This is a genomic window from Vibrio cincinnatiensis DSM 19608, from assembly GCF_900167345.1.
GTDB lineage: Bacteria > Pseudomonadota > Gammaproteobacteria > Enterobacterales > Vibrionaceae > Vibrio > Vibrio cincinnatiensis.
Genome location: NZ_FUXB01000012.1, coordinates 1 through 23,445, shown reverse-complemented (window position 1 = coordinate 23,445; position 23,445 = coordinate 1). Strand labels below are relative to the sequence as shown.

22 protein-coding genes, 1 rRNA gene and 1 riboswitch are annotated in these 23,445 nt (G+C 43.7%); of the genes, 17 read left to right on the top strand and 6 right to left on the bottom strand.

The features are described from left to right. Positions 1-483 precede the first annotated feature (483 nt). Positions 484-1,104, top strand: coding sequence for a lysoplasmalogenase (locus tag B5D54_RS11890; protein ID WP_078926761.1), 621 nt, complete (start codon positions 484-486; stop codon positions 1,102-1,104). 59 nt (positions 1,105-1,163) lie between these two features. On the opposite strand, the gene rsmD is transcribed toward B5D54_RS11890, so the two are convergent. Then, on the bottom strand, positions 1,164-1,763 hold the full coding sequence (gene rsmD / locus B5D54_RS11885; protein ID WP_078926866.1) for a 16S rRNA (guanine(966)-N(2))-methyltransferase RsmD: 600 nt from the start codon (positions 1,761-1,763) through the stop codon (positions 1,164-1,166). Positions 1,764-1,965: 202 nt separating this feature from the next. Here rsmD and ftsY point away from each other — a divergent pair, with 202 nt between their 5' ends. From ftsY to glpG, 6 genes are all read left to right on the top strand, one after another. Then, positions 1,966-3,171 carry a signal recognition particle-docking protein FtsY gene (gene ftsY / locus B5D54_RS11880; protein ID WP_115173947.1) on the top strand — a complete coding sequence of 402 codons (1,206 nt, stop codon included), beginning with the start codon at positions 1,966-1,968 and terminating at the stop codon, positions 3,169-3,171. An 88-nt stretch (positions 3,172-3,259) separates the two neighbouring features. Further along, positions 3,260-3,934 carry a cell division ATP-binding protein FtsE gene (ftsE, locus tag B5D54_RS11875; protein WP_078926759.1) on the top strand — a complete coding sequence of 225 codons (675 nt, stop codon included), beginning with the start codon at positions 3,260-3,262 and terminating at the stop codon, positions 3,932-3,934. Next, on the top strand, positions 3,924-4,889 hold the full coding sequence (gene ftsX / locus B5D54_RS11870; protein WP_078926758.1) for a permease-like cell division protein FtsX: 966 nt from the start codon (positions 3,924-3,926) through the stop codon (positions 4,887-4,889). The genes ftsE and ftsX overlap by 11 nt, the downstream gene beginning before the upstream one ends. 218 nt (positions 4,890-5,107) lie before the next feature. After that, positions 5,108-5,965: an RNA polymerase sigma factor RpoH gene (rpoH, locus tag B5D54_RS11865; protein WP_078926757.1), complete on the top strand. Its 858-nt coding sequence runs from the start codon at positions 5,108-5,110 to the stop codon at positions 5,963-5,965. Between the two features lie 397 nt (positions 5,966-6,362). Then, positions 6,363-6,683: a thiosulfate sulfurtransferase GlpE gene (gene glpE / locus B5D54_RS11860; RefSeq protein ID WP_078926756.1), complete on the top strand. Its 321-nt coding sequence runs from the start codon at positions 6,363-6,365 to the stop codon at positions 6,681-6,683. 6 nt (positions 6,684-6,689) lie between these two features. Next, positions 6,690-7,538, top strand: a complete 849-nt coding sequence (gene glpG / locus B5D54_RS11855; RefSeq protein WP_078926755.1) for a rhomboid family intramembrane serine protease GlpG — start codon at positions 6,690-6,692, stop codon at positions 7,536-7,538. Between the two features lie 30 nt (positions 7,539-7,568). On the opposite strand, the gene B5D54_RS11850 is transcribed toward glpG, so the two are convergent. After that, positions 7,569-7,976, bottom strand: coding sequence for a flagellar basal body-associated protein FliL (locus B5D54_RS11850; protein WP_078926754.1), 408 nt, complete (start codon positions 7,974-7,976; stop codon positions 7,569-7,571). A gap of 166 nt (positions 7,977-8,142) precedes the next feature. Here B5D54_RS11850 and B5D54_RS11845 point away from each other — a divergent pair, with 166 nt between their 5' ends. Continuing rightward, positions 8,143-8,682 carry a chorismate lyase gene (locus tag B5D54_RS11845; protein ID WP_078926753.1) on the top strand — a complete coding sequence of 180 codons (540 nt, stop codon included), beginning with the start codon at positions 8,143-8,145 and terminating at the stop codon, positions 8,680-8,682. Next, a complete protein-coding gene (gene ubiA / locus B5D54_RS11840; protein ID WP_078926752.1) occupies positions 8,683-9,537 on the top strand; it encodes a 4-hydroxybenzoate octaprenyltransferase in 855 nt (284 codons plus the stop codon). Positions 9,538-9,606: 69 nt separating this feature from the next. On the opposite strand, the gene plsB is transcribed toward ubiA, so the two are convergent. After that, entirely contained in the window at positions 9,607-12,033 is a 2,427-nt protein-coding gene (gene plsB, locus B5D54_RS11835) for a glycerol-3-phosphate 1-O-acyltransferase PlsB (protein ID WP_078926751.1), read from the bottom strand. Positions 12,034-12,363: 330 nt separating this feature from the next. Here plsB and lexA point away from each other — a divergent pair, with 330 nt between their 5' ends. The 3 genes from lexA to dinF all read left to right on the top strand — a co-directional run bounded on the left by lexA (position 12,364) and on the right by dinF (position 15,291). After that, positions 12,364-12,987, top strand: a complete 624-nt coding sequence (gene lexA, locus B5D54_RS11830) for a transcriptional repressor LexA (RefSeq protein ID WP_078926750.1) — start codon at positions 12,364-12,366, stop codon at positions 12,985-12,987. Between the two features lie 76 nt (positions 12,988-13,063). Next, entirely contained in the window at positions 13,064-13,879 is an 816-nt protein-coding gene (locus tag B5D54_RS11825; protein ID WP_167514878.1) for a class I SAM-dependent methyltransferase, read from the top strand. 65 nt (positions 13,880-13,944) lie between these two features. Beyond that, the gene (gene dinF / locus B5D54_RS11820) at positions 13,945-15,291 is read left to right on the top strand and encodes an MATE family efflux transporter DinF (RefSeq protein WP_078926748.1); all 1,347 of its coding nucleotides are present in this window, start codon (positions 13,945-13,947) and stop codon (positions 15,289-15,291) included. A 43-nt stretch (positions 15,292-15,334) separates the two neighbouring features. Here the strand turns inward: dinF and sthA are convergent, their stop codons facing one another. Then, positions 15,335-16,735: a Si-specific NAD(P)(+) transhydrogenase gene (sthA, locus tag B5D54_RS11815; RefSeq protein WP_078926747.1), complete on the bottom strand. Its 1,401-nt coding sequence runs from the start codon at positions 16,733-16,735 to the stop codon at positions 15,335-15,337. 245 nt (positions 16,736-16,980) lie between these two features. Between sthA and fabR the strand changes: the two genes are divergently transcribed. Both fabR and B5D54_RS11805 read left to right on the top strand, forming a co-directional pair. Continuing rightward, the gene (fabR, locus tag B5D54_RS11810; protein WP_078926746.1) at positions 16,981-17,622 is read left to right on the top strand and encodes an HTH-type transcriptional repressor FabR; all 642 of its coding nucleotides are present in this window, start codon (positions 16,981-16,983) and stop codon (positions 17,620-17,622) included. Then, positions 17,622-17,984, top strand: coding sequence for a YijD family membrane protein (locus B5D54_RS11805; RefSeq protein WP_072670146.1), 363 nt, complete (start codon positions 17,622-17,624; stop codon positions 17,982-17,984). Before fabR ends, B5D54_RS11805 begins: the two co-directional genes overlap by 1 nt. 24 nt (positions 17,985-18,008) lie before the next feature. Here B5D54_RS11805 and trmA read toward each other — a convergent pair whose 3' ends face one another. Beyond that, positions 18,009-19,118 (bottom strand): tRNA (uridine(54)-C5)-methyltransferase TrmA, encoded by a 1,110-nt coding sequence (gene trmA / locus B5D54_RS11800; protein ID WP_078926745.1) that lies wholly within the window; start codon positions 19,116-19,118, stop codon positions 18,009-18,011. A gap of 149 nt (positions 19,119-19,267) precedes the next feature. Then, positions 19,268-19,466, top strand: a riboswitch (cobalamin riboswitch). A 45-nt stretch (positions 19,467-19,511) separates the two neighbouring features. Between trmA and B5D54_RS11795 the strand changes: the two genes are divergently transcribed. Together B5D54_RS11795 and murI are read left to right on the top strand one after the other, a co-directional pair. Next, positions 19,512-21,383 (top strand): TonB-dependent receptor domain-containing protein, encoded by a 1,872-nt coding sequence (locus B5D54_RS11795; protein WP_078926744.1) that lies wholly within the window; start codon positions 19,512-19,514, stop codon positions 21,381-21,383. Between the two features lie 151 nt (positions 21,384-21,534). Then, the gene (gene murI / locus B5D54_RS11790) at positions 21,535-22,335 is read left to right on the top strand and encodes a glutamate racemase (protein ID WP_078926864.1); all 801 of its coding nucleotides are present in this window, start codon (positions 21,535-21,537) and stop codon (positions 22,333-22,335) included. On the opposite strand, the gene B5D54_RS11785 is transcribed toward murI, so the two are convergent. Further along, the gene (locus B5D54_RS11785; protein WP_078926743.1) at positions 22,304-22,768 is read right to left on the bottom strand and encodes an RNA recognition motif domain-containing protein; all 465 of its coding nucleotides are present in this window, start codon (positions 22,766-22,768) and stop codon (positions 22,304-22,306) included. The two genes, murI and B5D54_RS11785, sit on opposite strands and share 32 nt — an antisense overlap. A 592-nt stretch (positions 22,769-23,360) precedes the next feature. Between B5D54_RS11785 and B5D54_RS11780 the strand changes: the two genes are divergently transcribed. After that, a 16S ribosomal RNA gene (locus B5D54_RS11780) occupies positions 23,361-23,445 on the top strand; the annotation flags it as partial.

Genomic DNA, 23,445 nt, shown 5'->3' with positions numbered 1-23,445 from the left:
CTTGTTATGGTTTTGGTGGGTGGTTGGCTTTGGTTGTCATTATTTGGTTAATTCTCATTTTTTAAGAAAGCCGACGTGGAGATTTGAGGGTGAATGTTTTTCTATTTCTGGTCAGAGGAGTATAATTTGGTCTTATTGTTATTTTTATAGGTGTTATTTTTATTAATCATTTACAGTTATTCATTTTTTAATAAATAATAAGTATTTTATTGTTTTTATTGGAATTTGATTTATTCGTTTTAAATTTATTTCTCTTGTATTACTTAATTATTTAGTGATTTAGTTGTTTAAAATGGTGTTTTTTATGATTTTTGCTCTCTATTGCTTCTGGGGAGGGGCGTGCATAAAGAACCGCTAACGTCTCGAATACCTTAGATTTGAAGTGAAGTTGATTCGCAATCCAGATCCAATTTTTGCAGTTCGTTTCTGGACTTCATTTCTGACAAGCCTACACTGGCGGCAGATTTCATAAGAGGTATCGGCATGTGGGGCTGGATTTCTGTCGCCTTATCGGGATTCATCAGCATTTCTGCGTTTGAAAACCATAAAGTTAAACAAGCATTGTTGTTTAAAAATATGACGCTAGCATTATTGTTTGCCATGCTCGTGGAGCAAGTCCCTGCTTGGTCTAGTGCGACAATTTGGGTGGCGTTGGGACTTATGGTGGCAATGTTGGCTGACAGTTTACATCTTCTCGATAAATGGCCGAAAGTTTGTTTTTTTGCGTTTTTAGCCGCGCAGCTTTGTTATAGCAAAGCATTTTGGATTCAGATTCCCGGAACCATTGTGTGGTGGCTACCTGCACTCTTGTTGGCAACGAGCATCGTGGCTTTTTTTCTTTTATTGCCTCAGCTTGATACTTTGATTTTTCCCGTGACCATCATGGGGGGGGTTCTTGTTCAATTGGCGTGGGCATCAGGGGAAGTGTGGCTTAAGTTACCTTCGTTGGCGTCGTTAGTGGGTTTTGTTGGTAGCCTGATTTTTATCTTATCGGCCTTATTATTGGCGATTCACGATTATCGGCACTCTTTGCCTTACGGCCAGTATTGGATTTCAGGTAGCTATCTACTTGCTCACGGACTTATTGTGGCTTCTGTACTTTAGCTATTATGGTTCACCCAATCACATCGTGTTTGAGTGATTGGGTTTTCGCGCTTTTGCTTCTACCTTAGGTGGCGAATAAACAGGCGGTAACAGACCTGTCCTGCTATCTTCTCTCGGTGTAATTGCCAAGATTCAGGGAAGGCCGTTAGTGCTAACTCTTTTTCACTTTCAACGTAAATCATCGCCTGTTCAGCCAACCAACCTTTCTCTTCCAGCAGATCGATGGTTTGTTTCAGTAATCCCTGACGAAAAGGGGGATCAATAAAGACAATGTCAAAAGGCTGTCCGTTTTGTTGAAGGTAGGCCACCGCATCGATATTGATGGCATGAATATTGGTTGCCTTTAAAGCCGCAATGTTTTGGTTGAGCTGAGCATAAGCGGTGGGATTTAATTCTAGCATGGTGACTTGCTCAGCTTGTCGAGAGGCGCATTCAAAGCCTAGCCCTCCAGAACCAGCAAAAACATCCAGACATTTTGCGTGAGCAATATCCTGCGCTAACCAATTAAATAAGGTTTCCTTTACCCTATCCGTGGTTGGACGGAGCCCTTGGGCATCATGAACCGGGAGTTTTCTCCCCCGCCAAAGGCCACTAATAATACGAACATGGCCGCTTGGTAAGCGTTTTTGTGATAGGGTTTGCTGGCGAGGTTTTCGCATAGATTTTTTGACCGCTAAATAAGTGTTATTATAGCCAATCTGCTGGTTTCTTAGCGAAAAGCAGAAAGCAGGATTAAATAGAGTGGCAAAGTGTACCAAGTGAAGCAAAAAATTTTCACTGCTTTGTCATTTTTCTTTCTCTGACCCGCAATAATTCGGTTAGAGAAACATTATCGCTTAGTCAGACTCAGGATATTCCCAAATGACGGAAAAAAAGAAGCGTGGCTTATTGTCATGGCTCGGTTTCGGTGATGAACAGCCGGATCAGAATGCATCAACCCCATTAGAAACAGAAGCGACACCGCCTAATGAATGGATCGAAGAGTCATTGCCCACTGAGGTTGAAAACCGTGAAGGGGAAGAACAGACTCTATTAGCCGAAGCCGAAGCCGAAGCCGAAGCCGAAGCCGAAGCCGAAGCCGAAGCCGAAGCCGAAGCCGAAGCCGAAGTGCCCGTTCCACGTATTCAAGAACAAGAAAAGCCCACAGAAAGTTTCTTTGTACGCTTAAAGCGTAGCCTTAGCCGTACCAAAGCTAATATCGGTTCTGGTTTCTTTGGGCTGTTTAAGGGCAAAAAAATTGATGATGATCTGTTTGAAGAGTTAGAAGAGCAACTCTTGATGGCCGATGTTGGGATGGAAACCACCCTAAAAATTATTGCCAATTTGACAGAAAAAGCAACGCGTCAGCAATTGCGCGATGGTGAAGCGCTTTATGCGCTACTTAAGCAAGAAATGGCCGAGATTCTGTCCCAAGTTGATCAACCTTTGGTGATCGATAAGCAAGTTGCGCCTTATGTCATTTTGATGGTTGGCGTGAATGGTGTTGGAAAAACCACCACCATTGGTAAACTGGCGAAACAGTTCCAAGCTCAAGGTAAGAAAGTGATGTTAGCCGCAGGCGATACTTTCCGAGCGGCAGCGGTGGAACAGCTGCAAGTGTGGGGGGAACGCAACCAAGTTCCTGTAATTGCGCAACATACAGGGGCAGACAGTGCCTCTGTCATTTATGATGCCATTGAAGCGGCAAAAGCTCGTGGTGTTGATGTGGTGATCGCAGATACTGCAGGGCGTTTGCAAAATAAAGCGAACTTGATGGAAGAGCTGAAAAAAATCGTCCGAGTTATGAAGAAAATCGATCCTCAAGCACCGCATGAAATCATGCTGACATTAGATGCAGGAACCGGACAAAATGCGATTAGCCAAGCGAAGCTCTTTAGTGACGCGGCACCGTTAACGGGTATTACTTTGACTAAATTGGATGGAACAGCAAAAGGGGGAGTGATCTTTGCGATTGCCGATCAATTCACGATTCCTATCCGTTATATCGGTGTTGGGGAGGGGATAGATGATTTACGTCCATTCTCAACCCAAGAATTTATTGATGCCTTATTTAGCCGAGACGAATAATACGCAGCGAGAGTTTCAGCAGTAACTTTAGCCTTAGCATGTGAGCAATCAAAATGATGTTCTCGTGTGTTTTATAGGGGAATAACGGGTGATTAAGTTTCAACAAGTCAGTAAAGCCTATCGCGGTGGTCGCCAAGCGCTTCAGAAAGTCGATTTTCATTTGCGTCGAGGAGAAATGGCTTTTTTAGGTGGGCATTCAGGAGCAGGGAAAAGTACCTTACTGAAATTGATTTGTGCCATTGAGCGGCCAACCGATGGTAAAGTCAGCTTCAATGGGCACGACATTACCCGTATTCCGAATAAAGACATTCCCTTCCTACGGCGTAATATCGGCATCGTTTTTCAAGATCATCGGCTGCTGATGGATCGCTCTGTTTTTGATAATGTCGCACTCCCGATGCGTATCGAGTCCATCTCTGAGCAAGAGGTAAAGCGGCGCGTCTCAGCGGCGTTAGATAAAACCGGTTTATTAGATAAAGCCCGTTGCTTACCCAGCCAGTTATCTGGTGGGGAACAGCAACGAGTAGGGATTGCTCGAGCCGTGGTTAACCGGCCGACGTTATTATTGGCCGATGAGCCGACTGGGAACTTAGACCCTGAATTGTCGAATCGTATTTTACGTTTGTTTGAGGAATTCAATCGAGCCGGCGTGACGATTTTACTCGCCACTCATGATATTAATTTGGTGCACTCTCGTCCCCAATATCGCCATATGGAACTCAACCAAGGTTTTTTGAGTGAGGTAGAAGAATATGGTCACTAAAATAAAATCAAACAAAGCCAAAGCCAGTAAACAGCGCGGGCAGCAGCGAGACTCATTTTTTGCTATTCATGTCAAACAGTCCAAAGCTGCCTTTGCGGCGCTATGGCAACGTCCACTTGGCAATATCCTTACTTTAGCGGTGATCTCGATGGCATTGGCACTGCCAGCCAGCTTGTATTTACTGACCAAAAATATCGCCTCGGTGGCGGTAAATGTAGCAAGCCCATCACAAATCAACCTGTATATTCAAGAGGGAACGCCTGAACCTCGAATTATGGTGTTGAAAGACCTGATTGAAAGCCGTCGTGAAGTGGCAACGGTTGAGTATATTTCGCCTCAACAAGGACTGGCTGAACTCAGCCAATATGCTGGCTTTGATCAAGCGATCAGCCTCTTGGATGAATACGCGTTACCTGCGGTATTGGTTATCTCGCCGAGTGTTGAAGATAACCAGATCATCAAGCAGCTTGCTCAGGCTTTGCGTCAAGAGGCGAACGTCACGGATGTTCGTTTAGATGAAGATTGGCTAGCTCGGTTGGATGCGATTCGACATCTCGCCGTCATTGTGGTGGTCAGCCTGTCATTATTAATGCTGTCATCAGTTTTTCTTATTGTGGGCAACACCTTACGTTTTAATGTCCAAGCCAATAAAGATGAAATTCAAACCATGAAGCTGATTGGGGCGACCGACAGTTATATTCTGCGACCTTATCTCTATTCTGGAATGTGGTTCGGTTTGTTAGGGGCATTATCGGCATGGTTAATGACGGCCTTGATTACCGTAGTGCTTAACGGCGCGGTTTCGACATTGGCTGCTTTGTACGATAGCCAGTTTCGACTGATTGGCCTTAACTGGGATGAATCGTTGCTGTTATTAATGCTGGGCACTTTTTTAGGTTGCATCGCCGCTCATCTTTCTGCTAAGCGGCATCTAAAAGAAATTGAACCTGTTTAAGTTTATTCGGTCTATTTATAGCAGGAAAATGACAGAGAAGATTTCTATTCACGGATCTTCAATTTTTCTTGAACAGAGATAAACTTATATAGAGTAAGAGGCTTTTTCTTGAGTCTTGCTGACAAATGATCGGCAATCAAGACTTGAAACCTGTTCATTTTGAGTTCAAGATTGATGGGTTAAAAATAACTCCAGATCAGAGATTGATGAGGATTTGAATGACTAACCAAGCGTATCCAATGGCTCTCGTTTCACAAGACAGCTTAGATAGCTATATCCGTTCAGTAAACAGCTATCCAATGCTGAGTGCTGAAGAGGAGCGTGAACTGGCTGAGCGATTACATTACTCAGGTGATTTAGAAGCGGCGAAAACTCTCATTTTATCGCATCTTCGATTTGTTGTTCATGTTGCTCGTGGTTACTCCGGTTATGGTTTGCCTATGGCTGACCTTGTCCAAGAGGGCAATATCGGCTTGATGAAAGCCGTAAAACGTTTCAATCCAGAAGTCGGTGTTCGGCTCGTTTCTTTCGCGGTTCACTGGATTAAAGCTGAAATCCATGAATATGTGTTACGTAACTGGCGTATTGTGAAAATTGCCACAACGAAAGCACAGCGTAAACTCTTCTTTAACCTACGTAAGTCGAAAAAACGCTTAGGTTGGTTTAACAATGGTGAAGTGGAAACCGTAGCCCGGGAACTGGGTGTTGAACCGTCAGAGGTTCGTGAAATGGAATCTCGTTTAGCCGCTCAAGATGCCACATTTGAGTTTTCAGCTGAAGATGATGATAACCCGAATGCCTATACAGCTCCGATGCTGTATTTAGAAGACAAACAGTCGGATATTGCTGAAAATATTGAAGCTCAAAACTGGGAAAACCACACAAACCAACGTTTGAGTTTTGCTCTGGCGAGCCTAGATGAACGAAGCCAACATATCGTCCGTTCTCGTTGGCTGGATGATCAAAAAGCCACCTTACAGGAGCTGGCTGATCAATACCAAGTGTCTGCTGAACGTATTCGTCAGCTAGAGAAAAATGCGATGAAAAAACTCAAAGAAGCGGTGGGTGAGTTTTAGGTTAACCTTTCTTCGCTGCGTCATATTCAGAAAGCCGGGATCGAGAGATCCCGGCTTTTTTATTGATCGATCTTAAATCCAGTTTCTGAGATGAGATTTTCTGTGGATAAGTCTGTGATAAATTTATTTACTAATTGTCATCAATAGGGGTAAATAAAGGGCTGAACGCTGTTTTTTATTTGGGGATATATTTTTGTTACTCACAGTAAAATAAAGATCATTACAAGATGTTGTGGATCTTATTTTTGTAATACCCTTTATCAACGCAATTCACAGAATTATCCACAGTTGATGGAAAAGCAGTCATCGGTGGATAACCTTAATCTCTCTGTGTACTTGTTCCATGTGAGTTAGGTTACAATGTGCGCTATAAAATAAAGGCTCAACGAGAAAAATTATGGACCAATTTCAGCATATTGATGTCATGGGAGCTCAACAATTACTGGAGCAGTTAACCGCAAGATTGGTGGATATCCGTGATCCGCAATCTTTTGCTCTCGCTCACCCCCCGCAGGCATTTCATTTGACTAACGATTCAATGATTACGTTTATGAATGAAACGGATTTTGAACAGCCTGTTTTAGTGCTTTGTTATCATGGCGTGAGTAGCCAAGGTGCTGCACAATACTTGATTAACCAAGGTTTCGAACAGGTGTATAGTATTGATGGCGGTTTTGAAGCTTGGCAACGGGCCGGTTTACCCATAGAGACGAGTTAATCCACAATGATAAAATTGATTACCCTAAATAATCCCCGCATGGCACAGTCTTTTATTGACTACATGGCTTCACGGCAGATCGATATACAGATGAATATCGAGGAGGGCGATCAATGTTCTTTATGGCTGGTGGATGAACAGCATTGGGTTGAAGCTGAAAGTGAATTGAAGCAGTTTTTACATTCCCCCCACGACAGAAAGTATCAAGCGGCTTCTTGGCACGTAGCAGAAACACGACGCCCTCAGTTTTCTTACGCCTCTCCCAGTCTGTTTTCATTAATCAAAGCCAAAGCAGGCCCTGTCACCTTATTCGTGATGCTGGTTTGTGGCGGTATTTTTGCCTTGCAGCTGTTTGGGTTCAATCAACAGGTTTTTTCGGCTTTGCATTTTCCAGCCTTGGCGGGACAGCAATGGCAGTTGTGGCGTTGGTTTAGTCACGCGTTACTGCATTTTTCTGTGTTACATATTGCCTTTAATTTACTGTGGTGGTGGCAGTTAGGGGGAGATATTGAAAGGCGATTGGGGAGTATGAAAGTGCTACAAATTTTTTTGATCTCCGCCGCTTTATCGGGTGCTGGACAATATTGGGTAGAAGGCGCAAATTTTGGCGGTTTGTCAGGCGTTGTGTATGCGTTAGTTGGCTATTTATGGATATTAGGTTGGCGCGCGCCAGAACTTGGATTAACGATGCCTAAATCCTTAATCGGTTTTATGCTGGTGTGGTTAATTTTGGGGTTCGTTCAGCCTTTCATGGCGATTGCTAATAGTGCCCATCTGGCTGGGCTGCTGAGTGGTTTACTGTTGGGAATGCTTGATATTGGGCGATTGAAAGCGTCTCATCAAAAGCATCAGTAGCCTGCTTTTGATGAGTGAGGCTGGGCGAATCTATTGATAGATATACTTAGTAAACAAGAGATCAGCGATGAGTGTACGCCCTGTTTCTGGCAATAGAATATTGTTTAATTGTTCAACTAAGGTTTTACGTAAGTTTTCTCTTCCAGCCAGAGATTTAATCGCATCCTCACTTTGTTTCCCGAGCAGTTCGACAACGGCATCTCGAATTAAGGGCTGATGTAGCTCGATCAAAGGAAGATCCATACTATTGGCGACCATGATATCAATTCTGACTTGGATATAGCCTAAGCGCTGGCCTTTAGTATAGAAGTTAGTGGTAAGATCGGGCTCAAGAGTAAAATAAGCCAATTGGGGTTTATTTTCTTCTGTTGCCTGAGTTGGGTAAGCCATTAGCAGGCCAAAGGCGAGCATTGTTGGGGCTAAATAACGTTTAAGCATATTTGTGCCTGTTCTTTATTCTGTTCACGATATTCGAATCGTCGGAGTCTTGTTACAATAGCGCATCTGATTGTAAATAAAATGCTTAATTAGAGCTTAAACACGAGTTGTGTCGCTGTATTCAAGCGTTATTGTATGATAGTTAAGCATGATATTGAATAATAGTATGAAGAGAATAACTCCACCCTATCTTTCTGCGTTACAGCAAGTAAATTGGATCATGCCGACAGCGTTTACTTATCCCAGTGACATTGCAAAATCTTGGCTATTAGAACAAGGCTCGTTATCTCACCTGATGGGGCTGTCTTGTCAAACATTGCAAGTGGATTTTTGTGAACATCATTGGGTGGATTCTGAGCAACTTGAGGTTGATGAATTTACATTATTATCCAAAGAATCTTGTTTACGACGACAAGTGATTTTATCAGGAGATGGTATTCCTTGGGTACTGGGTCGAACCTTAATCCCCCAATCTTCTTTGCAAGATCAATCTGTCGATTTGACTTTACAGGGGGAAATTCCTCTCGGGGTAACGGTTTTCAGTAGCGGTAATGTGTATCGTGATGCATTACAAGTGGGTTGGGCTCAGACTCCTCAAGGGCCACTTCTGGCTCGTCGTTCTCGTTTATGGATGAATAACAAACCAATGTTAGTGGCTGAATTATTTCTTCCGGATTGCCCGGTATACGCTAAGGAGAGTGTGTAAATGACCGTAGCAAAAGCTCACGCCTATTGGCAGCTAATGCGTATGAATCGGCCGATTGGCTCATTACTGTTATTATGGCCAACAGTATGGGCGCTGATTTTGGCAGCACAAGGGATACCAGACATGAAAGTGTTACTGGTTTTTATTGTCGGGGTTTTTTCCATGCGTTCGGCTGGCTGTGTGATTAATGACTTTGCGGATCGCCATGTGGATGGGCATGTCAAACGAACGGCTCAGCGTCCTCTTCCCGCGGGCATTGTGACCGCTCAAGAAGCGATTGTTCTTTTTGTTGGTTTGGTTTTACTGTCTTTTTTATTGGTTTTGACCATGAATCCACTGACGATCAAGCTCTCGTTCGCAGGGGTGGTGTTAGCGTTTATTTACCCTTTTATGAAGCGTTATACCCACCTTCCTCAGCTTTTTTTGGGTTTAGCGTTTAGCTGGTCTATTCCGATGGCTTGGGCTGCTCAAGCCAATGAATTACCTATGGTCGTTTGGTTTTTATTTGCCATTAATGTCATTTGGACCATTGCTTATGATACTCAATATGCGATGGTCGATCGGGATGATGACTTAGTGATTGGGGTGAAATCAACGGCTATCTTATTTGGTCGTTTTGATAAAATGATCATCGGTTTTTTACAACTTTTGACGGTCGTTTTGCTCATGATGCTCGGCTATTACTATCAATTAGGGCACAGTTATTACTGGGCGATTTTAATTGCCTGCGGCTTATTTGTTCATCAACAACACCTAATTCGGCACCGTGAGCGAATGCCTTGTTTTCAAGCCTTCCTGAATAATAACTACGTTGGTATGGTGGTTGCGGTGGGGCTATTCCTCTCTTTTTTATAATCTTATTTGCTTAAAATGATGAAGGCACCCTGACGGATGCCTTCATGTTTTCTTGGGCGTAGACTTTCGTTACCACTCAACTTGATAGATGCTTTCTTGAATGGTGAGTCGAACTTCTGGATACAGCATGGCATATAAAGCCTGCGCAAACTGCTCTGTTTGTTCTAAGTGGCAGTGTCCATCACTCTCAAGATAACCTTGCTGAGTTAATGTGATAAAGAGCGCGGTGAATACGCCTTTATCAAAAAACTCTGGCGCATTAATACCGTGTAACCGGCCTAGACGTTGAGCGATCTCTTGGCTTTTACTTTCTAAGTCGGTTTTATCTAAGTCAGGATTTGCCACCAGTAGGTTTAAAGCAATCGCATAACGCTGCAAGGTTTCTAGAATGGTTCTACCTAGCAGCATCAATACTTGCGTCTGTGCTTGATTAATCGTCACCACTCCGTCCTGTTGGCTGATCATTTGCTGAGATTCTAGTTCTGCAAGATAGTGTTCAACCACCTGACCGAGTTCCTCTTCTTGGTAACTTAAAAAAAGTTCTTGCTTAAGGAATGGGTAGACTTGTGCCACGTTATGTTGGATAGCCTCTACTGACATCTGCTGCTGACGGATCAGTATCTGCGCAATTAACGAAGGCAGAGCCAGCAGGTGAATAATATTGTTCCGATAGTAAGTCATCAGAATGGATTGATTGCGATCGAGGGAGATAATGTCTCCCATGGTATCGGTTTCCACTAAGAACTTATCCAACGATTCTGCATGTGAGACCAATTGTTCTGCACTTTCGTTCGGTACGGTGAAGGTCTTGGAATAAGGAACATGACGCAGAAGCGATAAATAGCACTCTATCTGCTTAACTAATTTATCTCTTGCCAACGCTCGTTGACGTGAAGCCAGCAAGGCTGTTGCACATAAGGTCATTGCATTTGTGGCGGCAGCATCGTTAATGTGAGTCATCATTTTAGTTGCCAGTTGATTAACCACAGGGTTCATCCATTGTGGTTTACTGGCTCCCATAGGGTCGATCGCCTGCGTCCACTCTGGTACTTGCTCATTCAGAAACTGATTGAGCGGAATGGGTTCACCAAAGTTGACGTAACCTTGCCCAAAGTTACGTAATTTACGCAAAGTGCGGAAAACTAATCCTGCATTCTCTTTTTCTTTACGCTTGCCCCGTAGCTCTTTTGCATAGGTGCTCACTTCCATGACGTGCTCATAACCGATATAGACTGGAACCAGAGTGACCGGTCGGTTAAGGCCACGTAGCATGGCCTGAATAGTCATAGCGAGCATACCGGTTTTTGCTTGGAGTAAACGCCCGGTTCTTGAACGTCCTCCTTCACTGAAATATTCCACGGAATACCCTTTTGCGAACAGTTCTGCCAAATATTCGCGGAAAATGGTGGAATAGAGCTTATTACCTTTAAAACTACGACGGATAAAAAAGGCACCACCACGGCGGAAAATAGGGCCCGCAGGGAAGAAGTTTAAGTTAATACCCGCTGCAATGTGAGGGGGAACCATACCTTCGTGATAAAGCACATACGAGAGTAACAGGTAGTCCATGTGGCTTCGATGGCAAGGTACATAAACAATTTCATGCCCATCTTGTGCCAGTTTTCGTACGGTGGCGGCGTTATTAATGTTTAAGCCTTGGTAGATGCGGTTCCACAGCCAGCCCAGAACTCGGTCACCTTTTTTGACTAAAGAATAGGAAAAGTCAGCCGCAATTTCATCGAGGATGCTATGGGCTTCTTTGCGTGCCTTTTCTATGGAAATTTTTTTACTGCTTGCTTCATCGGCAATGGCTTTCTCGATGGCAGGCGAATGCATTAACCGTGCAAATAATTGGTGGCGTTGTGGAAGATTTGGCCCTGAAGCCGCCAGTTTTTGTCGAGAAAAATGGATCCGAGCTACACGAGCTAATTTATGTGCAATGGAGCTATCGGTGCCATGGGCATCGGCCATATAGCGCAGAGAAACGACAGGGCTAAAGCGCACTAAGCAGTCTCGACCTGCCAGTACAACCGCTTTGGCTTTTTGTGGGCCATTTAACGCTTGCAAATAAGGTTTTTCACGCCCTTCTTTACCCGGTTTTCGTCCCCATAAGACACTGGCAGGAATCATCTGAACATCCAGCTCAGAATCGAGTTGATGTAGGCTAAGTAACTCGGTGAAAGTAGCGATGGATTCACTGGGAACATGATGATCATCTTGCAATAACGTCGGGCGAGATGAGATGAAAACATAGCGTTTTAGTGGGTGCCCATTGATCTCCAGCGGCTCTAAAGGATCCGGTAAGCCTGCTTGGAGAGCATGGGTCTGTAATGTGAGTAAATCAACATTAGAGCGAAATGGTAATGCATAGACGACAGGCTTATTAATGTCGATCGTCAAGTCATCAACGGGGTTTGATGGAATAGCGGTTCCCTTAACCAGTACCGAAAGCGGTAATTTCAGAAGGGAGCGTGAAAATGAGTGTCCAGAAGACATAAGAGTTCAAGGCCTCAAGAATACATACAAACACTTAAACGGTTCACTTTTATGCTGTTACTTGTGGGCAGCTCAAAAGGAAAGTGCTTAAGTCGGTGTCTTTTTTGAATCGCAAGAATACCAGAAACTGGTCAAACCTTTTAATAATATTGCTGAACATCAGGGCATTTTATCGAGGTTGCGATAATTTTTGTCGCTACTTTCTGAGAGAAAGAAGGCATTTTGGAGCAAAGGGAGGGTTGGAATGAATCAAAAAATCAGCAATCTGGATTGCTTTTCAATAATTACTGGATATACTCACAGTTAACTGTATAAAAAGACAGGTGAATTATGAAGCCGTTAACGCCACGCCAGCAACAAGTTTTTGATCTAATCAAAAGTAAAATTGAAGAAACCGGTATGCCTCCCACGCGAGCTGAAATTGCTCGAGAGCTGGGCTTTCGTTCTGCTAATGCGGCGGAAGAACACTTGAAAGCGCTTGCCCGCAAACAAGTGATTGAAATTATCCCAGGAGCATCACGTGGCCTTCGAATTTTGCTGGGAGCGAATGATGAGGCTCAGGAAGAAGGCTTGCCACTCATTGGCCGTGTCGCGGCCGGAGAGCCTATTCTAGCGCAAGAGCATGTTGAAGCACATTATCACGTTGATCCGAGCATGTTTCGCCCTCAAGCGGATTTTTTGCTACGTGTCCACGGTGAAAGTATGAAAAATATTGGAATTATGGATGGCGATCTTCTTGCTGTTCATAAAACTCAAGATGTTCGTAATGGGCAGGTGGTTGTCGCTCGGGTTGAGGATGATGTGACGGTCAAACGATTAGAACGTAAGGGCGCGAAAGTTTTTCTGCACGCAGAGAATGAAGCCTTTTCACCTATTGAGGTTGATCTCACTTGTCAGGAATTAGCCATTGAAGGGGTTGCTGTCGGTATTATTCGTAATACGGATTGGATGTAAGTGATTCCTCTATATAAATACGCTTGATAATCTAATTGATTTTCATTATCATCTTCTTTGTGGTGTCATAAGGAAGATGATCATGCCCTCTAAAAAGACAGATTCATCCGGTTATCAGGTTCCTCCTCGTTTGCTGCAACCACTTTGGTTACGTAGCCGAGAAAGCTTGGTTGATGATGGTTTGGTTTATGACCCCATGGCCACCAGTGCTTGTCAGCGTTGTCATTTAGCCCCTGAGTGTTTTGCGGGTGATATTCACCAAAAACAGCTGTTGCACGTCACCTTAACGCGCCTGTGTGATCAACAAGTTCACCACTTCCTTAAACATTACCCTGATGGTTGGATAGTCAATGTTGGTGCTGGGCTCGATACCCGTTTCTACCGCATTGATAACGGCCGTTGTCATTGGTTAGAAGTGGACGTGAGTGAGCATCTTCTCTGGCGGCAGAAGCTGTTTCATCGTAGTGAACGTTATCAGCATTGCTGCGGCAGTGTGGAGCGTATTGATTGGTTGGAATCTTTACCCGTTCCTGAAGCGACGCCTGTTTTTATTTTATGTGAGCAAGCGTTATTAGATTGCAATGCTCAGCAAGTCGCGTGTTTTATTCGTTCAATTGGGCTGCATTTTGCTCATGCGCAGGCTTGCATTATTTTAGCAGGCGATAAAACGGGTTCGCGCTTAGGGCAGAAAATGGGCTCGGGCATCTATCAACATGGGTTTGCTCATCCAGAACAAGCAGTATTACATTGTTTACCATGGGCCGACAAGGTTACCCTGTTTTCTCCTCTCGATCGTGATTGTGGCCGTTGGAAATTATGGCAACGTTTTATGAGTAAGATTGGTTACCTAAAACAGCGTTTTACCCCCGTCGCTGTCCTCATTCAATGGTAGTCCTTGCATAGCTGTCTCGGTTAATTTTCGTTACACTGTTGCCTTCCTTTATAGAGGGCTATGGTGTGCAATCTATCATTCAAACCTTGTCTAATCGTTCGCTTCATCGGCAGGTTTTACTGCTGTCTATTCCTATGGTGCTATCAAACATTACCATTCCGCTGCTAGGGCTGGTGGATGCTGCGGTGATCGGCCACTTACAGCATGCTTGGTATCTGGGTGGGGTAGCACTTGGTAGTACTTTGATTAGTGTCACGTTTTGGTTGTTGGGCTTTTTACGCATGTCAACGACGGGCTTAACGGCTCAGGCGTATGGTGCCGATAATTCTCAGTTATTAGCGCGAGTCTGGTTGCAGGGCGCTCTGATGGCATTGGGATTTGCAACGCTATTTTTACTTATTCATCGTGGGGTAGGCGAGGCTATTTTTTCTTTTAGCGATGCCAGTGAACAAGTCAAAACTTATGCACAGCAGTATTTTTTTATTCGAGCTTGGAGTGCACCAGCGGCACTCATGAATTTTGTTCTACTGGGGTGGTTGCTGGGAACGCAAAATGCTAAAGCTCCGATGTGGATGGTCATTATTACCAATCTCACCAATATTGGGTTGGATGTGTTGTTTGTGCTGGGATTTGGCTGGAAAGTACAAGGTGTCGCCGTTGCGTCTGTGATTGCCGACTATGTTGGAATGAGCTTTGGGCTGCTATGCGTTTGGCGATATTGGTGCGCGAAATCTTTGCCATCACCATGGTCTTTGTTGGCGAAAGCATCACAGGGGATGACCCGTTTTGTGCGCCTTAACCGTGATATTTTTCTTCGCTCGCTGTGTTTGCAAGCCGTGTTTAGCTTCATGACCTTCCAAGGGGCTGCATTTGGCGATCAAGTCGTGGCTGCCAATGCGGTATTAATGAGTTTTCTGATGATGATCTCTTATGGCATGGACGGTTTTGCTTATGCGATAGAAGCCATGGTCGGCAAGGCGATCGGAGCCAAGAGTCAGCAGCAACTTAAAGCGTCCATTATCGGTAGTACTTTCTGGAGCCTGCTGATTTGTTTTTTCTTAACTCTATTGTTTTGGGTTGCAGGGACATGGCTGATTAGCCTGATTACGAGTATTGAAGATGTACAGAAAACCGCTCAGATCTTCTTGCCTTGGTTAGTAGCGATGCCGTTAATTTCGATGTGGTGTTTTTTATTGGATGGTATTTTCATTGGGGCAACAAAAGGAAAGGAAATGCGTAATAGCATGTTCGTTGCTTCGCTTGGCTTTTTTCTCCTGTTCGCTCTACTTTCTGATTGGCAGAACCATGCTTTGTGGCTCTCAATGTTAGCTTTTATGGCGTTACGTGGAATGACATTAGGCTGGGCTTTGATGTGGCAGTGGCGACAAGGGCAGTTCTTTGCAAAAGGATAAACCACACTCCCCAAGCGATACTCGATCGTTTGGGGAGTTTTCGTTAAAAGAGCCGATTAAGGCCATTGAGCGCAGCAACGCGATACGCTTCTGCCATTGTGGGGTAGTTAAACGTAGTATTGACGAAATACTCAATGGTATTCGCTGCACCTTTTTGCTCCATTATCGCTTGTCCGATATGAATAATTTCTGCCGCTCGTTCGCCAAATACGTGAATACCTAAAATCTCCTTTGTTTCTCGATGAAATAAAATCTTTAAGCTTCCAATATCTTTACCTGAAATTTGCGCCCTAGCGAGGTGCTTAAAAGAGGAACGGCCAACTTCATAAGGAATTTTAGCGGCGGTGAGTTCTTGCTCGGTTTTTCCTACAGAGCTGATTTCCGGAATGGTATAAATTCCTGTTGGAATATCTTCAATCAGTTTATTACTGGCTTGCCCTTGCGTGATGGCTTGAGCGGTAAAGCGGCCTTGATCATAGGCTGCGCTGGCAAGGCTTGGATAACCGATCACATCACCAACAGCGTAGATATGTTCAATCTCCGTCTGGTAATTATGGTTAACGGCTAACTGGCCGCGTGAATCTGGGGTTAAGCCAACAGAAGAGAGATTCAGCAGGTCGGTATTTCCGGTTCGTCCATTGGCATACAATAGACAATCGGCTTTCATTTTTTTTCCAGACTGCAAGTACACAATGACGCCATCATCGGTACCTTCGATTTTTTGGTAGGTTTCATCGTTGCGAATCACGACGCCACTGTTCCAAAAATGATAAGAGAGTGCATCTGAAATCTCATTATCTAAAAACGCGAGTAATCGATCTCGCGTATTCACTAAATCCGTTTTCACCCCGAGACCTCGGAATATGGAAGCATATTCGCAGCCGATCACCCCTGCACCATAAATAATAATATGTTTGGGATCATGCTTGAGGTTGAGAATCGAATCACTGTCATAGATGCGAGGGTGGCCGAAGTCGACATCACTCGGTTGATAAGGGCGAGAACCTGTTGCAATCACAAATCTATCGGCTTGATACTGTTCCACACTGCCATCGTCTTTACTGACAGCGATAGTATGAGAATCAACAAATTGAGCGGTTCCAAAAATGAGTGTGCAGTGATTTCGGTCATAGAAGCCCTGGCGGAGCCGGGTCTGTTTATCGATCACCGATTTTGCATGGCTAAGAATGGAGGAAAAATTAGCAGAGAGGCTGGTGTTGTTTTTGCAAAAGAGTGGGTTATTGTTGAATTCAATAATTCGACTGACGGCATGACGTAATGCTTTTGATGGAATCGTTCCCCAATGTGTACATCCGCCGCCAACACTGCTCTCTTTCTCGATAATGGCGACATTCATCCCCGCTTTTGTTAAGCCCATGGCAGCCCCTTCTCCACCGGGGCCACTGCCGATTACGATAACGTCAAAGTGGTGATTCTGTGCCATAAGGGATCCTTGTTATCAATGATTAGCGATGCTGTAGCGAGATTGTAACGGATTGGTTCGCTAGGTAAATCTTATTACTTTCATAGAGTGCCAAGGATCACGTGCTTTAATTAAAAGGAGTCATCGATACCTATTCATTAAGTTAAGCCAGCCTATACCAAAGAAGAGGAGGGTGAGAGTCGACAAGACTTTGTCTTGCGTTATAGTATTGAGTCGACTTTTTCTTGATAGAGAACGGAACCAGTATGAAACCCACGGGAATTCGCGCACAACAAAAAGAAAAAACCCGCCGCTCGTTGATTGATGCTGCTTTTCGTCAATTGAGTGCAGATCGCAGCTTTTCCAATTTGAGCCTACGTGAGGTTGCCCGTGAAGCGGGAATCGCTCCTACTTCTTTTTATCGTCACTTCAAAGATATGGATGAGCTAGGATTAACTATGGTGGACGAAGGCGGTTTGTTATTACGTCAGTTAATGCGCCAAGCACGTCAGCGTATTGTCAAAGAAGGGAGCGTCATTCGTACGTCAGTTGAAACCTTTATGGAATTTATTGAAAGTAGCCCCAATGTTTTTCGTTTGTTACTGCGTGAACGCTCTGGGACCTCTTTTGAGTTTCGCGCCGCAGTGGTACGTGAAATTCAACATTTCTCAGCTGAATTGACTGAATATCTGATCAATACTGGCATGGGACGAGAGGAAGCGGCGATCCAAGCCGAAGCGTCAGTCACATTAGTTTTTAGTTCAGGTGCGCAAGCTCTGGATCTAGAACGACAAGCGCGTGATGAATTGTCAGAGCGACTGATTATGCAGTTGCGCATGATGGCAAAAGGAGCTCTTTGGTATCGCAAAGAGCGTGAACGTAATCGACTAAAAAATGGGATAGAGTAATGAGTAACGAAACATCACCTACTTCCAATAGTAAAACATTGCTACTTGCTCTGATTAGCGGCATGTGTGGCGATGCACTGTTATCATGGCTGACGATCAGCGAGGTCTCTTTTTCCATCTTTCCACTGATTGCTCTCGTGCTATCGGTACAAATGCTATACCAAGACTATTTACGCCATCCGGTAGCTGAAGATATTCCGTTGGTTGGTTTAGCCTGCTTTTTTGTTGGGGCTTTTGGTCACTCGGCGTTTATGAAGGCTCAATACCCCGACTCCGGATCAATCTTGTTCTCAGTGATTGTGGTACTAGGGCTTTTGTGGTGGATCGGTAAAAAGCTCGGCTTCATCGGACGCAAAAATTAACGAGCCTTACGGCTCGTTAATTTTTTATGCTTTACGCTCTAGCATTACACCCGCTTCCATGTGGTGGGTGTAAGGGAACTGATCAAACAGTGCAAAGCGAACCACGTTATGGGTTTGGCTTAGGACATCCAGATTTTCTTTTAATGTTTCTGGGTTACAAGAAATGTAGAGAATACGATCATAGCCTTGTACCATTTTGCAGGTATCTTTATCCATTCCTGATCGTGGTGGGTCGACAAAAATGGTGTTGCAATGATAGCTTTTTAGATCGACCCCAGCATCTTTCAAGCGGTTAAATTCACGTTTGCCTTCCATTGCTTGCGTAAACTCTTCGGCTGACATGCGGATAATTTGTACATTAGCTATTTTGTTTGCCGCAATATTGTACTGTGCTGATTCGACGGAAGGTTTGGCTAACTCTGTTGCTAAGACGCGGTCAAAGTTTTGTGCAAGCGCGAGAGAAAAATTACCATTACCACAGTAAAGTTCTAAGAGATCGCCTTGGCTGTCTTGAGTGCAGTCAACAGCCCATTCGAGCATCTTCTCGGCCACTTTTCCATTGGGCTGAGTAAAACTATTTTCGACTTGCTGATACAGGTAAGGTTGGCCGTTGACGTGCAGTTTTTCTATCACATACTCTCGGTCGAGTACGATTTTCATTTTGCGAGCGCGACCCATCAAATTAAGGTTGAACCCTTCATCATTCAATTGTTGCTTTAGCTTATTGGCTTCAATGGTCCATGCCTCGTCTAACTGACGGTGATAAAGCAGCGAAACTAACACTTCACCGCTGAGGGTGGAGAGGAAGTCCACTTGAAATAGTTTGCGACGTAAGGTGTCGTTTTTTTTCATTGCATCAAGCAGTAAGGGCATTAAATCATTAATGAGCCGACTGGCTGCGGGGAATTGGTCAACGCGATACTTTTCTCGTGTGGCTTGGTTAAACATAATGTAATACATCTCGTCGCCTTCATGCCAAACGCGAAATTCTGCACGCATACGGTAATGTTGCTGAGGTGATTCAAATACTTCCAGCTCAGGGACTTGGTAGGGCTGAAACATTTCAGTCAGACGGGTGATTTTCTCAGCCAGTTGTGCTGAATAGTGTTCCGGATTTACGTCAAGCGTCGCCATGGTATTACCTTTCAATGGGTGCATGTATTTCAAGAGCGCAGATTTTATTCAATCTACAACACATGTCCAGTTTTGTACGAAATAGAAAGAAAATACGGGTTAAATCATCCCTGGTTCACTTTCTGTACTAGACAATGGAGGCTTTGCTGAATACTATCCACGAAGCTGGTGATATTTGGCCGTCTAGGTTGCTAAATGTCTGAAAAGGGAATCTGGTGAAAATCCAGAACTGACGCGCAGCGGTAAGAGAGAACGAACACTCCATGAAGACACTGCTTTTAGTGGGAAGTCGAGTTAGTAGGTTTCATGCTCTTAAGTCCGAAGACCTGCCAGCAACTGAGTATAGCAGTGGTATCTCTGCTCAGTAGGATTTACGCGACTTAGGATAATATAATGAACAAATCTTTTCTTAGCGTGGCAATGATGTCACTGCTTCCTTATGCCTCTTTTTCCGTGGCGCAAACTCTCTCAGCCAATGAAACGATGGTCGTCACCGCTAACCGGTTTGAGCAAGTTCATGCTGATAATTTGTCACCTACGGTCGTGGTGACAAGAGAGGATATCACTCGGATGCAAGCCAAGAGTTTAGTGGATGTTTTTCGCACCTTACCAAGTATTGAAATTGCTCAATATGGAGGGCGTGGGCAAACCGCTTCGATTCATGTTCGAGGTGGAAGTTCCTCTCAGGTTTTAGTGTTGGTTGATGGTGTTCGTATGCCTAAAGCCATGATGGGAGAAGTTGACTTTAGCCAAGTACCGATAACGGGAATTGAACGTATAGAATATATTCGAGGTGCAAGAGCGACTATCTATGGCTCTGAGGCTATCTCTGGAGTGATCAATATTATCACTCGAGCTGATATCCGTGATTCAGCGATAAAAATTCATGCTGGGTTTGGTAGTCATCAATATCATGTTGCGGATCTCTCCCTTTCTCAGCCTGTGAGTGAAAATGGTCATATAAAGGCGGTGATAGGTTATGAAAAAACGGATGGCTTTAATGTTAAGCCAATGAGCGGTATTAATGATGGGGATGAGCATGGGTTTGAATCTTTTCATACTCAATTGGGCTATCAACATCATTGGCTGGAGTCCATTCAACTGTATCTAGGCGCTACGGCTTACAATAATGAATATGATTATGACCAGAGTAGTTATGCGAATGCAGGTTGGGGAATGCCTGATATTCACCTGAAAAAGACGGGGAGAGTCGAATATCGAGGCGTTAATGCTCATCTACGGATTAAAGAGCAACAGTGGGTTTCAGAATTTGGTGCAGCATATGGTAAGCAAGATAACTATGACTTTAATGCAAATTCGGCTAAGCGTTCTGGAGATTATGTTGAAATTGAACAAACTAACGCTTCATGGTTGAATTCCTATCAATTTATGTCTGGGTTTAGTTTGGGAGCTGGTGTCGATTTTCGTAGAGAAAAGCTCACGAAGGGTTATACCTATGGTTCTACCTATAATCCATCCGAGAATCCTCGTGATAATGTTGGAATAAGTATGCTTGCTCAATACCATCTCAATAATTGGACGGTTGAAGCGAGCGCGCGTTCTGATGATAACAGCCAGTATGGCCGATTTAATACTTGGCAAGCAGGAATCGGTTGGCAGTTTTTAACGGATTATAAATTGGTATTGAGTTATGGAACGGCTTTCCGAGCCCCTAGTTTTGTCGATTTATATTATCCAGGAGCAGAGGTTCCCACGTTAGAACCAGAAGAGTCGAAAAATATTGAAGTTTCTCTTACTTATGATTATGAGTGGTTTAATTGGGGGGTGGCGGCTTATCAAAACACGATTAACCATATGCTGATTTGGGATAATAATGCTGGAAGTTGGGGTGCGATGCAAAACATTGGTGAAGCTGAGATAAAAGGTCTTGAGTTTGCCTTAGGCCTTGAGTCTGGAGCGGTTCACCATCAATTTTATTTAGATTTTAAAGACCCGATAAATAAATCCGGAGAGGAAAATGAGCGGCTTGCTAACCGAGCCAAACGTAATTTTAAGTGGAATGCTTCTATCGATATAGAAGATTGGACGCTTGGCACACAGTATTTGTATCAAAGTGATCGACTTTCTAGTGGTACAACTTTAGGTGGGTATAGCTTGTGGAATTTAACGGCTGAGTATGCGTTCTCGTCTCAATTTCTTATTCAAGGAAAGGTTGATAACGTATTTAATAAAAAATATGAAATGTATTCAGGTTATGCTTCACCTGAAAGAGAATATACCCTTTCTTTGCGTTATCAGTTCTAATTTCAACACCGCCTACGGGCGGTTTTCTATTGAGGGTGACAGCTTTCATGGATGTGGCAATAAAGCAGTGTATACAATCTCATTAGCTGGAGAGTTGCCTAACGTGAAAGAGGGAGTATGATCGGTGCGTTTTGATTATTCGGTGTCCAGCATGTTGCAACAGTCTCAGCCCAATGTACTTATCTTTGATTCTGGTGTGGGGGGGTTATCTGTTTATCAAGAAATTCAAGCTAAACTTCCACAGCTGAACTATACCTACCTCTTTGATAATGCTGCCTATCCTTATGGAGAGTTAGCACAAGAGACATTACTACATCGTGTTGAAAGCTTGATTATCCCTTGGGCCGAGCAGCAAGCCTTTGATATTGTCGTTATCGCTTGTAATACCGCAAGTACTATAGTCTTGCCAAGTTTACGAGAAAAGCTTTCCATTCCCGTGGTTGGTGTCGTGCCTGCGATTAAACCCGCTTCCTCATTAGCAAATAAAGCCATTGGATTGATCGCTACACCGGCTACTGTCTCTCGTCAATATACCCATGATCTCATTCGTGATTTTTCTAGTAATAAAAGTGTCGAACTGCTGGGTTCAACCCGTTTGGTGGATATGGCCGAAGAAAAGTTACGAGGAAAACCGCTAAATTTAAATGAATTGGCCGCTATTCTAAGTCCACTAAAAGATAAAATAGATGTAGCTGTGCTTGGATGCACACACTTTCCCCTGATCAAAGAAGAAATTCAAAGCGTGCTCGGAAAGGATGTGATGCTGATTGATTCTGGGCAAGCCATTGCTCGTCGAGTTCAAAGCTTGCTGAGTATCAAAACAGGAGAAAAAACAGGTAAGGAATACGCTATATTTTCAAGTGCGCCTCCTTGGGAAGAAGGCGCGTTGAATGAAAAGTTGAGAGAATTAGGATTTTCCCCTATTCGTCCATTTCCTCTTCAGGATGTTTAGGATCATTGGCTATTCGAACTTTGAGTGTTCGCTGCATATAATCTGTCTCATTAAGCGCATCTATAGCGGTTTGGGCGTGAGGTGCTGAGATAACAACAAATCCAAACCCTCGTCGCTTACCTGTACGTTTATCTTTCATTAGGCGAACTGCAAAAACCTCACCGTATTTAGCAAAGAGATCTCGAACATGAGATTCATTCGCCTTATATGGTAGATTGCCCACGTACAAGGTTTTTGTTGCCTGTGATGAATCCTCTGAAGAAGAGGGGGTAGGTACTCCTTGCTCTGCATTATTTAGGCGTAACAAAATAATAGCCGAAAGCGCTACGCCTAGAACAAAACTCACAGATGAGTGAATCGTAAATAGAGAAAAAATGAATGCACCAAGAGCAGCCAGTGCAATGAGAGGTAATAATGATTTCTTTGAGTTCATATCAAAATACTACTTATCAGCATAAAAGTAAGAGGCGTATCTAACATTAACAAAATAGACACATGAATATTACGTATATGTGTCGTGTTTTTCCAATTTATTGCTGTGACTCCCCTCAAATGTTGGAATTTTATTCAAAATTTAAAAGTTTGATTGATTTTTAATCGGTCAAATAATTTATTTAAAAAAAGGCTTGTTATAATTAAATCTCACCCTATAATTCGCCCTCACTGACACGGCAGATGCCGCAAGGCTTCAGGTAGTGTTAGGAGAGGAAAAGCTTCTAAAAAAGAAAATTTGAAAAAGTGTTTGACTCTTTCAGTTATCTCGCTAGAATTCACCTCCGCTTCGAAGCTCTCATGAGTCTGGGAAGCACCGCTCTTTAACAATTTAAACCAATCAATCTGTGTGGGCACTCGTTGATGATAATCAAAAAGATTTATCGATGAACTGAGTGACCAATCAGAATCAAGTTTACTTGATTTTGGCACAGTCAATTCATTATCGTTCTGTTGGAACGATAATAGCTTTAATTTACTAAGGTAAGTTGAAGTCAGTATTCATTGAGCCGGTCGCAAGACCAAAAAAACTTTAATTGAAGAGTTTGATCATGGCTCAGATTGAACGCTGGCGGCAGGCCTAACACATGCAAGTCGAGCGGTAACAGAGAGAAGCTT

What these genes read in the sequence shown, in the direction of transcription:
- murI (WP_078926864.1), top strand. Translation starts at nt 21,535, where the DNA reads ATGTTGCAACAGTCTCAGCCCAATGTACTTATCTTTGATTCTGGTGTG.
- B5D54_RS11890 (WP_078926761.1), top strand. Translation starts at nt 484, where the DNA reads ATGTGGGGCTGGATTTCTGTCGCCTTATCGGGATTCATCAGCATTTCT.
- B5D54_RS11795 (WP_078926744.1), top strand. Translation starts at nt 19,512, where the DNA reads ATGAACAAATCTTTTCTTAGCGTGGCAATGATGTCACTGCTTCCTTAT.
- glpG (WP_078926755.1), top strand. Translation starts at nt 6,690, where the DNA reads ATGATAAAATTGATTACCCTAAATAATCCCCGCATGGCACAGTCTTTT.
- ftsY (WP_115173947.1), top strand. Translation starts at nt 1,966, where the DNA reads ATGACGGAAAAAAAGAAGCGTGGCTTATTGTCATGGCTCGGTTTCGGT.
- B5D54_RS11785 (WP_078926743.1), bottom strand. Translation starts at nt 22,768, where the DNA reads ATGAACTCAAAGAAATCATTATTACCTCTCATTGCACTGGCTGCTCTT.
- ubiA (WP_078926752.1), top strand. Translation starts at nt 8,683, where the DNA reads ATGACCGTAGCAAAAGCTCACGCCTATTGGCAGCTAATGCGTATGAAT.
- rsmD (WP_078926866.1), bottom strand. Translation starts at nt 1,763, where the DNA reads ATGCGAAAACCTCGCCAGCAAACCCTATCACAAAAACGCTTACCAAGC.
- lexA (WP_078926750.1), top strand. Translation starts at nt 12,364, where the DNA reads ATGAAGCCGTTAACGCCACGCCAGCAACAAGTTTTTGATCTAATCAAA.
- trmA (WP_078926745.1), bottom strand. Translation starts at nt 19,118, where the DNA reads ATGGCGACGCTTGACGTAAATCCGGAACACTATTCAGCACAACTGGCT.
- sthA (WP_078926747.1), bottom strand. Translation starts at nt 16,735, where the DNA reads ATGGCACAGAATCACCACTTTGACGTTATCGTAATCGGCAGTGGCCCC.
- fabR (WP_078926746.1), top strand. Translation starts at nt 16,981, where the DNA reads ATGAAACCCACGGGAATTCGCGCACAACAAAAAGAAAAAACCCGCCGC.
- ftsX (WP_078926758.1), top strand. Translation starts at nt 3,924, where the DNA reads ATGGTCACTAAAATAAAATCAAACAAAGCCAAAGCCAGTAAACAGCGC.
- B5D54_RS11850 (WP_078926754.1), bottom strand. Translation starts at nt 7,976, where the DNA reads ATGCTTAAACGTTATTTAGCCCCAACAATGCTCGCCTTTGGCCTGCTA.
- plsB (WP_078926751.1), bottom strand. Translation starts at nt 12,033, where the DNA reads ATGTCTTCTGGACACTCATTTTCACGCTCCCTTCTGAAATTACCGCTT.
- rpoH (WP_078926757.1), top strand. Translation starts at nt 5,108, where the DNA reads ATGACTAACCAAGCGTATCCAATGGCTCTCGTTTCACAAGACAGCTTA.
- B5D54_RS11805 (WP_072670146.1), top strand. Translation starts at nt 17,622, where the DNA reads ATGAGTAACGAAACATCACCTACTTCCAATAGTAAAACATTGCTACTT.
- B5D54_RS11825 (WP_167514878.1), top strand. Translation starts at nt 13,064, where the DNA reads ATGATCATGCCCTCTAAAAAGACAGATTCATCCGGTTATCAGGTTCCT.
- B5D54_RS11845 (WP_078926753.1), top strand. Translation starts at nt 8,143, where the DNA reads ATGAAGAGAATAACTCCACCCTATCTTTCTGCGTTACAGCAAGTAAAT.
- glpE (WP_078926756.1), top strand. Translation starts at nt 6,363, where the DNA reads ATGGACCAATTTCAGCATATTGATGTCATGGGAGCTCAACAATTACTG.